9 protein-coding genes are annotated in these 10,304 nt (G+C 38.8%); 4 read left to right on the top strand and 5 right to left on the bottom strand.

The genetic code is table 11. The features are described from left to right. Positions 1-84: 84 nt before the first annotated feature. Positions 85-285: a hypothetical protein gene (locus Q0791_RS11470; protein ID WP_299006273.1), complete on the top strand. Its 201-nt coding sequence runs from the start codon at positions 85-87 to the stop codon at positions 283-285. Between the two features lie 9 nt (positions 286-294). On the opposite strand, the gene Q0791_RS11465 is transcribed toward Q0791_RS11470, so the two are convergent. The 5 genes from Q0791_RS11465 to Q0791_RS11445 form a co-directional block, all read right to left on the bottom strand. After that, positions 295-2,718, bottom strand: a complete 2,424-nt coding sequence (locus Q0791_RS11465) for a hypothetical protein (protein WP_299006271.1) — start codon at positions 2,716-2,718, stop codon at positions 295-297. A 169-nt stretch (positions 2,719-2,887) separates the two neighbouring features. After that, the gene (locus Q0791_RS11460; RefSeq protein ID WP_299006270.1) at positions 2,888-4,114 is read right to left on the bottom strand and encodes an alpha-xenorhabdolysin family binary toxin subunit A; all 1,227 of its coding nucleotides are present in this window, start codon (positions 4,112-4,114) and stop codon (positions 2,888-2,890) included. Between the two features lie 835 nt (positions 4,115-4,949). Beyond that, positions 4,950-6,218: an inorganic phosphate transporter gene (locus tag Q0791_RS11455; RefSeq protein WP_299006268.1), complete on the bottom strand. Its 1,269-nt coding sequence runs from the start codon at positions 6,216-6,218 to the stop codon at positions 4,950-4,952. A 23-nt stretch (positions 6,219-6,241) separates the two neighbouring features. Beyond that, positions 6,242-6,922 carry a TIGR00153 family protein gene (locus tag Q0791_RS11450; RefSeq protein WP_299006266.1) on the bottom strand — a complete coding sequence of 227 codons (681 nt, stop codon included), beginning with the start codon at positions 6,920-6,922 and terminating at the stop codon, positions 6,242-6,244. Between the two features lie 339 nt (positions 6,923-7,261). Beyond that, on the bottom strand, positions 7,262-7,708 hold the full coding sequence (locus Q0791_RS11445; protein ID WP_299006265.1) for an RpiB/LacA/LacB family sugar-phosphate isomerase: 447 nt from the start codon (positions 7,706-7,708) through the stop codon (positions 7,262-7,264). Between the two features lie 226 nt (positions 7,709-7,934). Between Q0791_RS11445 and Q0791_RS11440 the strand changes: the two genes are divergently transcribed. The 3 genes from Q0791_RS11440 (at position 7,935) to Q0791_RS11430 (ending at position 10,230) form a co-directional block, all read left to right on the top strand. Further along, complete coding sequence (locus Q0791_RS11440; RefSeq protein ID WP_299006264.1) at positions 7,935-9,050, top strand: hypothetical protein; 1,116 nt, start codon at positions 7,935-7,937, stop codon at positions 9,048-9,050. Positions 9,051-9,108: 58 nt separating this feature from the next. Beyond that, positions 9,109-9,615, top strand: coding sequence for a hypothetical protein (locus Q0791_RS11435; protein WP_299006263.1), 507 nt, complete (start codon positions 9,109-9,111; stop codon positions 9,613-9,615). 69 nt (positions 9,616-9,684) lie between these two features. Then, positions 9,685-10,230 (top strand): hypothetical protein, encoded by a 546-nt coding sequence (locus tag Q0791_RS11430; RefSeq protein WP_299006261.1) that lies wholly within the window; start codon positions 9,685-9,687, stop codon positions 10,228-10,230. The last annotated feature ends 74 nt before the right edge of the window (positions 10,231-10,304 follow it).

Below are 10,304 nucleotides of genomic sequence, written 5' to 3'. Positions count from 1 at the left end.
GATTGATTAATCTTGGTCGAAAGATCTGATCACAAAGAGGGCTATTAGTTCAATTTCTTATCCCGAGTTCAGGTTAATTATGGTGTGGTTATTTTTATTATTGTGATGACAGCGCCACTGAGCCTGTTTATTTTATGGCGTAAGCAAACCACTCCATCAGTGCCCGATGAGCAAAAGCAGGAGGCGACTTTTGTGACGACTTTGAGTCCTGTGACCAATGAAATGGATCCACGGGGAGACGATGTGAGTAAAGAAGTGAACAGTGCCAATAATGACACTGTTTGATGGTGTTTTTTAGTTTTTAGGAATGGCATTTCCCATAAATTCAAGTCGAATGCTCTCGACGAGATTTAAATCAATATGACTCGGTTCTCTTAATGAAAATGACCAAGTCGAGAAGGGAGTGGGTTCGAAGTAAGCAAACGCGAATTGATCGGCAATTTTACCATCAGTGATCAGACTATATTGAACATTATTGCTGTCACCAGCCTGTAGTTCATAGCCAAATAGGCGATATAATGGGTTAGCATTAAAGGTATATTCTGTGCCTTGCCAACGATCTTGGTATTCGCCATTACTTTCAATATCAATAAAGTAGTTTGTATCTATGGGGAGTTGACTGCCCTGCAATACGACTCTTATGGTACTTAAACGCACTCTGTCAAATAAACTAAAAGCACTATGATCTTGATTAATATGGACACTTAAAGAACCATCCGCGGCGAAATCGGCGAGTTGCTGTGGATCCGTGATTTCTATTTGGCTAATAGCGAAATCTTGCGGTGAAGGTGTGAAGTTATTAAGTGCTTGATTGTATTCATTATTTAATGTCGCCAAATCCAGTTTGTATGCTAAGTAATCCTTATTTAAGGAGGGACTGACTTGACTCTCTCTTAAGCCCCAATAACGAAAGGCCGCCTCATAGTTTGAGAGGGCAACAAACATGGGACGTTTCAGGCTATTTAAGTTGCGGTAAAAGAGTGTTTCAAGTTCAAGTAATGTACTTTGTTCATCTTCAATATTTGCCAGTAAGCTTTCAATACGTTCAACTTGGTTCTTATTGACTTCGGCTGCAATTAATAATTCAACGAGACGAGATTGTTCTTGAGCCAGATCAATTTGTACTGCGTTAATGGATTTACCGTAAACAATGAGTTTTTCAAGTTCGGCTAAGTAACCTGTTGCACCGACAACACCGAGACTACTGGCCCAGCGAAGGTGAGAACGCACATCAATTAATAATACTTCCCAAGCATTATTGCTTTCATGGAGGGAAGGGATCGTAAAGGTTAGGTTTTCAAAGTTGTCAGCCACTTTATCATAGAGCAAATCTCTTTTGACTGTTGTTGTGAGGCTGGCCATACCATTGACCGCTCCGGTGACTTTTTCTAATACGCCAGCAACAAGCTTTATTTTAAGCGCTAGCTCGGTTAACTGTATTGCTGTATCTGGAATATCGGCAGCTAGCGAGTTCAGCCCTTCAACATTTCCCACAAATGCGCCGGCCATGGCGGAACCAATGGAGCTTACCGCAGTAAAGACTTCTAAAGCGACTTGCAGTTCTTGTTTCGTTTTCCAATTTTCAAGGCCGATGAGAAAGGCTGAACGTGCAGAGAAAACGCTGGACTCTTGAGCTGAAAATGTTTGTTTAATGTTGGCAAGTGCGTCTTCTAATTCCGAGATATTCAGTAAAGCTTGTTCGGCAATGGCCGCCTCAGCTTGAACCGCATCTTTCAAATTATCAAGCATGAGCTCAGCGTCAGCTTTTCTCGCACTGGTGGTTTTGCCTTGATCCACAAAACGTTCATATTGACTCTGATAGTCTTGCATTGTGTCTAAATAGCTGGAATAAGTGTTCTGGTATAGCATGCTATCTAGATAGGGGACATAATTATCACTTTGACTGGCATATTGGATAAATTGTTTTAGGTTGGCCGCCTGTAGGTATAGATTGGCAAGAAAAGGATTATTTTCTAATACCGTGGGGGATAATCTCAGGTGACTTTCTATCCATGACAGCATGCTTAAACTTAAGCTGGGGTTTTGATCATAAATTGAAGCCGCCATATCAAAGGTTTTTTCAAAAACAGTCTGATAACCATTTAGATTAAGCTGAAGGTAACCACTCAAGTCGCCACTAATATCTTGTGTTTGATGTTGGCCTGCTAATTGTGTAATAAGTTGGCCCTGACCCAAATCGCTTGCTTGAATGGGGGTCAGGTCGTAATGACCATCAGATTGGATTGCGAGCGTGCTTAAATTAGCGGTTAATTCTTGAGTGAATATTCCCACCATTTCATTGCTCTGCATGCTACTGTCTAATGTGATTGTGCCATGGCCTTCGCCATTAATTTGTCGAGCAAAAATAAATAAGGATTGATTTTTTAAAGACAAAACAAAGTGATTGGGTACCGTAATTGTATCGGCAACAATTACAATGCTGGTGGTTTTTTCTGAGCCAATACGTGGATCGCTTAAGACATCAGACAAATTAACCTGTAAATCGGCAACAATCATAGAGGTTGCACTGATCTCATAAGTGTTTTCTGAAATATGCTGAGGCAGAGTTGTCGGCTCAGTTAATCCGTGAAAATCAGTCCAGTTATTAGCATGAGAATGAAAACTGAATAATAAGCTGGTGGTCAACACAGTGCTTGAGAGTAAGTGCGTTGAGTATTTATTGCGCTTAAATAAGCGACTGGACAATAAGGTGCACATAGACATTCCTTTCAATATGGCTTGATGTATTTTTGGTTGTAAATTAATTTTTTACTTAAGGTGACTTTTTAAGAGCATCATTATTTGATGTTATAATGCCGTATTTAAATGAACATATATGTTTAAATACGGCATTTGAAATAATCTAAATTAATAGGCCTTGACTAAATTACAAGGCTTCATCTTCGACGATAATGTAGGCATTTTGAGCAAATTCCATTGCTTTAGCGGAGATTTCTTGCCATTCAGTTTGAATTTGGCTAACCGTTAGTGAGGCTGTGATACTGGCGACTAATGCTAACGCATTGTCTAGCCCATCTTCACCTTCTGTTGATGCGATATGTTCTAGCATGACGTCGAAATCGGCATTGATCCCTTGCCAGTGGCCCTTCAATTTATTGACATGAGGGATTGCGGCACGAATTTTATCTTCCATTCCAATGATGCTAGTGTAAGACTTTTGATAAGAGACGTAGATATTTTCTCTATAGGTTAATTGCGCTTGTAGCTCTTTAATGTCAGCCTTTAATTGATTCCTTTCTTTGCGTGCTTTCTCTGCTTTATCGCCATAAATGCCTGCTACGGGGGCTGCGGCAAGAATGCCGTAAACAGGAACCCAAGCGTAAGTCACAGTTGTGGCGGCTATGGTAACGTATTTATCATATTCGGCATTGAGTTGATTGACTCTGGCTTGAATTTCAGCAATCTGTGTTTTTAAATCACTGCCATCATCGAGCAAGTACTCTGCATGGGTAGTTCTAAGGGTGTCAAGTTGACCGCTTTGTAAGGCGATATCGGCGGCAAAATTAAGTAAATCGACCTCGGCTTTTGCGGTATCTGCTTCTCGAGTGACAGCGTATGATTTGAGAATATTGAGCAATGAAATGGAAACGGCGCGCTGTGTTTCTGCTGTGACTAAATCACCGGACATTGCAGCGGTTTTCATTGTCACTAAGCTATCGAGTAAGGGCTGCATAAACATGGCATGAATATCAGCGTAGTTGCTTAGTTCAAGGGCTAAACTAACAATGTTTGGGTAGAGTGTGCGGTTCCAATTATCGGCTGTAGCGTTAACTGAAACGTACTCTTCCAATAAGGGCTGAAAAGTGGTGAATTCCACGTTACTGGGAATCGCAAAGGCATTAATCATGGATGCTTCCGTAATCGGAAGGCGCATTGCTTCTTCTACATAAGCTTGAATGGTATACCACTCATCTTGTTTAAGCAAAAAGGCATCAGACTCTAAATCAATAAATTGGCCATTAGTGCCAGTCACTGTGTCATAATCAATGGGATCGATAGTTGTGGCATAGACTGATGTCATGACACTGGCACTGGCACTGATTAAAGAAAGTGCAAAAGCAGATTTGATTATTTTTTGAGTCATTTTTTTCATTGTTATATTTCCTTTTTAATCATACAAAGTCAGGGTAATAGTTGAAGCGATAAATATTATTTTTTATGTTTAATAAAATTAATTAATTTAATTTTTCTCATTTTTATTTTAATAGTGACACTAACATCAATAAGATAAATCCTATTATTAGAATATAATTATGTTTAATTATTATCTTTATTATTATTGGATGTATTTAATATTATTTCAGTTAGTTTAAAACTCCTTCTATTCTTTTATTAAGTCTTTTATTTAAGTTTTTTATGTAAGTGTTGTATTTAAGTATTTACAAAAAATAGGAATACACTTTTTATAGCAATTTTTATAGCAATGGGAACAAAAACTTTCATTGATAAAAACGATCCTTTTTATGACTCCATTGTTTTCCTAATTATTTTATACCTGCAATCCGTTTTAATGGCTAATAAAAAATGAGAGTAACAATGTGAATAATTAACCTTTTATTAACGCTTGTTGGGAGGGAATAAGGAAAAAAATGAGACTAAAGTAAAACTTGCGCTCTAAAAGTGTGAAATATTTGCGTGTTATTTTTAATTGTATGATTTATATATGCTTTTAAATTGATCTTTATGTTTTTTATTTGTTTTGTAATTGTTTCTTATTTGTTGTTAAATGCGGTCTGACCTGTTGTTTTTATTTAGATTATTAGTGAATTCTTATCTGGTGTGGACAATAAATGAACACTGAATGAGAAGTCATAGAGAGTGATTTTCTCAAAAGGAAGGTGATAAAGGGAGCAATAGCCAGCATTATTATAGCTGGCTTATTCTATCAGTAGCGATTATTTAACTAAGTTAATTTTTGCGAGTTCGAGTTAATTAAAGATAGCTTTAATAATATAGAAAAAGACAATGGACAATGCGGCACCAGCGGGTAAGGTCACTATCCAAGATATCACAATATTACGCACGACGCCCATATTGATTGCCGCAATGCCTCTTGCCATACCGACGCCTAATACGGCGCCAACTAAGGTTTGAGTGGTTGAGATAGGCAACCCAGTACCAGAGGCGATGACAACGGTTGAAGCGGCGGATAACTCAGCGGCAAAACCTCGACTGGGTGTGAGATGAGTGATATGTGAGCCAATGGTTTTCATGACTCTTTGACCAAAAATAGCCAGTCCTAGCACTATACCTAAACCACCTAAAGGTAAAATCCACCAGACTAATGGGGATTGGCTGGCAATCACGCCGCCACTATTTACAATGGAGACTATGGCTGCTAAAGGGCCAATAGCATTGGCGACATCATTTGAGCCGTGAGCAAAGGCCATACAACAGGCGGTCATGATCATTAATATGGCAAAAACCCGTTCAACATTAGCAAAGTGGCTGTCTTTATCGGCTTTAGGATCCAGTTTCAACCTGCTAATAATCAGCATGCCTAGAATACTGACTAAAACCGCAATCGCGAAAGCAATAGTATAGGACTCGACATTCGTCATATTGAGCCCTATGTGCGATAAGCCTTTTTTTAAGGTGACAAGTGAGAGCACAAAAGCCGCTAGCCCCATGTAATAGGGAACGAAACGTTTAGCATTTCTCAAGGGATCGCGAGTATCAAAGATGAGTTTTTGAACACTTTGAAACAAAAGATAAGCCAATGTACCCGAAATAGCTGGAGTAATGATCCAAGATCCCACAATACCGCTGATTTTCCCCCATTCGACGGCATCAGGACTCACGCCAAAAGAAGCAAAACCTATGATGGCGCCGACAATAGAGTGGGTTGTGGACACTGGCCAACCTAAGGCTGAAGCTAAGACTAACCAAGTCCCTGCTGCTAATAAAGAGGCCAGCATGCCATAAACCAGATATTGAGGAATATTGATAAAGTAGTGGGGATTGATAATACCGCTTCGAATGGTATTGGTCACTTCGCCTCCCGCTAAATAGGATCCCGCAAATTCAAAAATCATAGCAATGATAATGGCTTGTTTTATGGTGATCGCTTTTGAGCCCACAGAGGTCCCCATGGCATTGGCAACATCGTTTGCGCCTATTCCCCATGCCATGAAGAAACCAAAAATAGCCGCAGCGGCAATTAACCATGGACCATTTGTTATAAAAACATCAAGCATATTCCAGCTCCAATAAAATTTGATTAAACTCGTGCTAACATGAGTTCGAGTCGTGCACCGACGTTTTCAGCGAAATCGGCTAAATCACCTACCCATTCAATGATCTTATATAACAACATGGCATCGATAGGGTTAAGTGTTTCTTCAATGTCAAACAGTTGCTTGCAAATAGTCACTTGCAATGTGTCAGTGTCTTCTTCAATACCATCGATTTTTCTAATCATTTTTTCGACAAGATTGACCTCTCGACCAGTAAATCCCGTTTCAAGGAGATCCTCAAGTTCATTGATGGCCTCTTTTGCCATAGTGACGGCATCTAAGCTGCGATCAAGATAAGATAAGAAAGGGGAATGAATCGAGCTGGGAAAGACGAGTTGACGGCCGAGCACTCGACCTGCAATGTCTTTCGCTGTATTGGCTATTCTATCTTGTTGAATGAGGAGTTCGAGTAGATCGCTTCGTTCAACAGGCAAGAATAATCCACTGGGTAATGTTAAACGTATTCTACGTTTTAACCTATCCGCTTTCTTCTCGGTTAAATGAATTTGTTCTCTCACTTTTGAAGCATAGTTCCAGTCATTGGAGATAACAGCGTTAAAAAAGGGAGTCAAAAAACAAGCGCATTCATGAACGGTATTGATGTGCTCTTGAAGGGGCTCAATGGGCGATTTTGCAAACACGTTTAAAATAGAGTTGATTGGCATGGCCGTTTACCTATTTTTAATGATGCGACTTAAGAAAAGTCGAGGGCATGTTAACGTAAGCAATAACCAATTCAAATGATGCAGTGCACTTTATTGTTGCTTTATTGCTCTTAATTACAATGCTTCAACATAAAAGTGTAAGTCAGCTTCTTTAAATGGCAACATTAAATCATTGCGACATATTATTGGTTAACAAGTGTGCAGTGTTTTAACTGTGTTGAGCACTGATTGAGCATGATTAAAGGTTTGAGTCATGATGCAAAGATGTGAAGGGGTTAACCTTAATTGGGGGCTTTCCCATTATTCTGCTGGAAAAGGGATTGGTTTATGAAGCGTAGATCAAAAATGTTTTTCCATTGTATCGATTGCCGCGATTTGTGCTTTATTCCAATGATCATCACTCACAGGTGTATTAAACCATGCTTGTAATATTTCTTTAGCAAGGGGAATGGAAGTGCTTCGAATGCTTAGAGCAAGTACATTAGCATGGTTCCAAAGGCGAGCCCCTTTTGCTGTTTCGCTATCATGACATAAGGCTGCACGGACTCCTTTGACTTTATTGGCGGCAATGCTGGCCCCCGTGCCTGTCCAGCATAAACAAATGCCATAATCGACCTGCTTATTGGTGACTTGTGTGGCGGCTTTTTGGGTCACATCAGGCCAATTGGCCGCTTTTTCTCCCTCTCGTGGACCAAAATAGCTTATTTCATGTCCTTGGTTTTTCAAGTAGCTGGAGATAAAGTCCACAAGGGGCGCATGTTCATCACTGGAAAGGGCTATTTTCATTGTGACATTAAGTGTAATTATTTTTCATAAGTTTAGCTAAAAAGTATATTTAATATACTTATGATGGAATTTAGTTAAGTTTAATGGTTAATGTTTGTAATTAAGTGTATCAAAATGGTTTATTTTGTTTTAGTATCCGCACCCTTGTTTTTATAGTGTTTTTTTGTGCTGGGTAAGTAACGTAATAATGAGAATATTGCTTAGGTGGTTCGTTAGAAAAATAGTGATGAAATATATGCTGTCAGTGCTATTGCTTGGGAGTTCACAATTGCCCTTATTGGCTTATGGGAGTACGGCTTGGATACCCATTATTTCGGGGGATATGCTTTTTTTTATTCCATCAATTCATTTAAAACCGTCGATAGTCTATCAAGATGAAGAGGGGAGTTTATATGTGCAATTATCGGCAGCACATGACAACAAATTACTTAAGCTTGAAGGTGATAAAGGCAGTTGGACAATTACCGAACTTACTGTTAGTGATTTAATGGATGTGTCTCTCATTGAGAGTGAATATCAATTGAAGTATGGCTATTTTTCTGGCGATTCTAAAGAAGATTTTAAGTTGATACTGGGTGATGGCTGGGAAGACTTACTTGTGCAAAATAATGGTCAGCGTTATGGCGTTATTATTTATGAGGCGCCTGATGACGGTACCATAGGAAATATTGATACGAATAATGATGGCATTCGCGATGATGTTGCGGTTGAAATAGCCAAACTTTTTCCAAACGGAAATGAGAAGGGCTATTTAGAGCATGTCTCATTTTATACTCGAAAGTTTTTATTAGATACCGATGATTTAGATAAACGTCGTCATTTTGTTGAGATGTTAAAAGGTTATGCGTGTTTGTCGGCAACCGCTGCGGGTGAAGATGCCTATGCCAAAATAGTGGCCCATCATTTAGACTCAAAAGCGCGTTTTAATCGGTATATTGGTAATCAAAGCTTTTTAAATCAGCAGACCATGAACGCAGATAGTATGGATTGCGTCTTAGATGGTGGTGGAGTCGAACCGGTTTCAGGCTGTTTTATTACTGAGCCAAAGATTTTCAATGGTACAGTGACGGCACGTTGGTTTACAAAAACAGGCTTAATACTAGGTGAGAATGTCAAACTTGCTTTGCATGTTGAACATACACAATTTAAAAACAAATTTGATTTTTCATATTCTCTTGCTGGTGAGGAGCAAGCGCGTATTCGCATCGGGCCCAGTGAAGATCACACTTTCACGATAGATAATTATAGTTATGATAATAATGGTTATTTAAAACTGCTTGCAGATAATACCAAAAAAAAGATAGCTAAGTTCAAAGTGACTTTAACTTGCACGGAAAATTAACCTGACCTCATGGCCATATATTTTAATACAAAAAATAAGCGGAATTAAAGGTAGTGAGATGCAGATAAATATAAAGGCAGCATTGCTATTGTTAGTGGCCCTTTTGATGAGTGGCTGTAGCAAAATAACTTATGAGGCCGATTGTGCACCTAAGCTGACATATCGCTTTCCAGATAGCGCATTGTTTGCGGTGATGGATATAGAAAGAGAGGCTATGGCTAACAAAGTACAGGTATTAGGATTAGCCTCCAAAGTGAGTTTTGAGATTGAACCTTATGATAAATATCCTGAGGAATTTTCGATTGTCAAGGTGATGTCAAACTCGGTACAGCTGTTAGGGCCAGTTATTCGATATCAAGCCCCTTATTTGCGGATCGGAGATAGCCATGGTTTATGGTTTTATGCCGACATTGGAGGCCATTTAACATGGTTATCAGAGAACAGCTTGCGTGGTTTTACGGCTCGATATCCCACAAAAAATCATACTGAAAATGAGCTTAAGCTTATACGGTTGAACTTAAATCGGTTTGATCTTGAAGTGCTCCCTGAGTGTATGCAAAAGTGATGTGATTGGTTGTGATGATGAGGTCTTTATATCTGCTATATGTGTGGTGAGCTGCTAATGGAACTGAGTATGAAACTGAGTAGGAAACAAGGTCGATTAAGGTTTAATAGTTTATTACTCTTTGCTTTATTGAGTCTGTTCTTCGTGAGTGGCTGTAGCAAAATAATCTATGAGCCAGATTGCGCCCCTAAGCTGAGATATGTTTTTTCTGATAGTTTACCTTTTTCAGTTATGAATATAAGCGATAAGGGATTAATGGATAAGATAAAGGAATCTGGGGAGATTGCTAAAATAGGCATTATTCCTATGGTGGGTTTACACATTCACTCAATCAGTTTCAACGAGTCAATACTCATTGATACAGAATCAACTTATATAGCGTTGTTAGGGCCTGTTATTCGATATCAAAGCCATAAGTACGCCATTACTCGAGAGGATAGTCTATATTTTTATGTTCATTTTCAAGGGCATCAATTTTGGATACCTGATTATCAACTGGATTTTTTTGTTACCTATTACCCAACAGAGATAAATATTAATAATCAAGAACAGTTAATGGCGTTAAAGTTGAACAGGTTTAATAGTGAGTTCCTTCCAGAATGCATGAGAAAGTGATGTGTAACAGTATAACAGAGCCTATCATTCGCCGTGAAAATAAATAATATTTTTAAATAGTTAATATTAATAGT

It is taken from the genome of uncultured Shewanella sp. (assembly GCF_947495455.1).
Taxonomy (GTDB): Bacteria; Pseudomonadota; Gammaproteobacteria; order Enterobacterales; family Shewanellaceae; genus Shewanella.
Note: the sequence above shows the minus strand (reverse complement) of the source record. Positions and strands in the feature narration are given on the sequence as shown.

Bases quoted from the DNA above. Each gene is read 5' to 3' on its own strand.
- Q0791_RS11435 (WP_299006263.1), top strand. From the start codon at position 9,109: ATGCAGATAAATATAAAGGCAGCATTGCTATTGTTAGTGGCCCTTTTG.
- Q0791_RS11445 (WP_299006265.1), bottom strand. From the start codon at position 7,708: ATGAAAATAGCCCTTTCCAGTGATGAACATGCGCCCCTTGTGGACTTT.
- Q0791_RS11465 (WP_299006271.1), bottom strand. From the start codon at position 2,718: ATGTGCACCTTATTGTCCAGTCGCTTATTTAAGCGCAATAAATACTCA.
- Q0791_RS11430 (WP_299006261.1), top strand. From the start codon at position 9,685: ATGAAACTGAGTAGGAAACAAGGTCGATTAAGGTTTAATAGTTTATTA.
- Q0791_RS11450 (WP_299006266.1), bottom strand. From the start codon at position 6,922: ATGCCAATCAACTCTATTTTAAACGTGTTTGCAAAATCGCCCATTGAG.
- Q0791_RS11440 (WP_299006264.1), top strand. From the start codon at position 7,935: ATGAAATATATGCTGTCAGTGCTATTGCTTGGGAGTTCACAATTGCCC.
- Q0791_RS11460 (WP_299006270.1), bottom strand. From the start codon at position 4,114: ATGAAAAAAATGACTCAAAAAATAATCAAATCTGCTTTTGCACTTTCT.
- Q0791_RS11455 (WP_299006268.1), bottom strand. From the start codon at position 6,218: ATGCTTGATGTTTTTATAACAAATGGTCCATGGTTAATTGCCGCTGCG.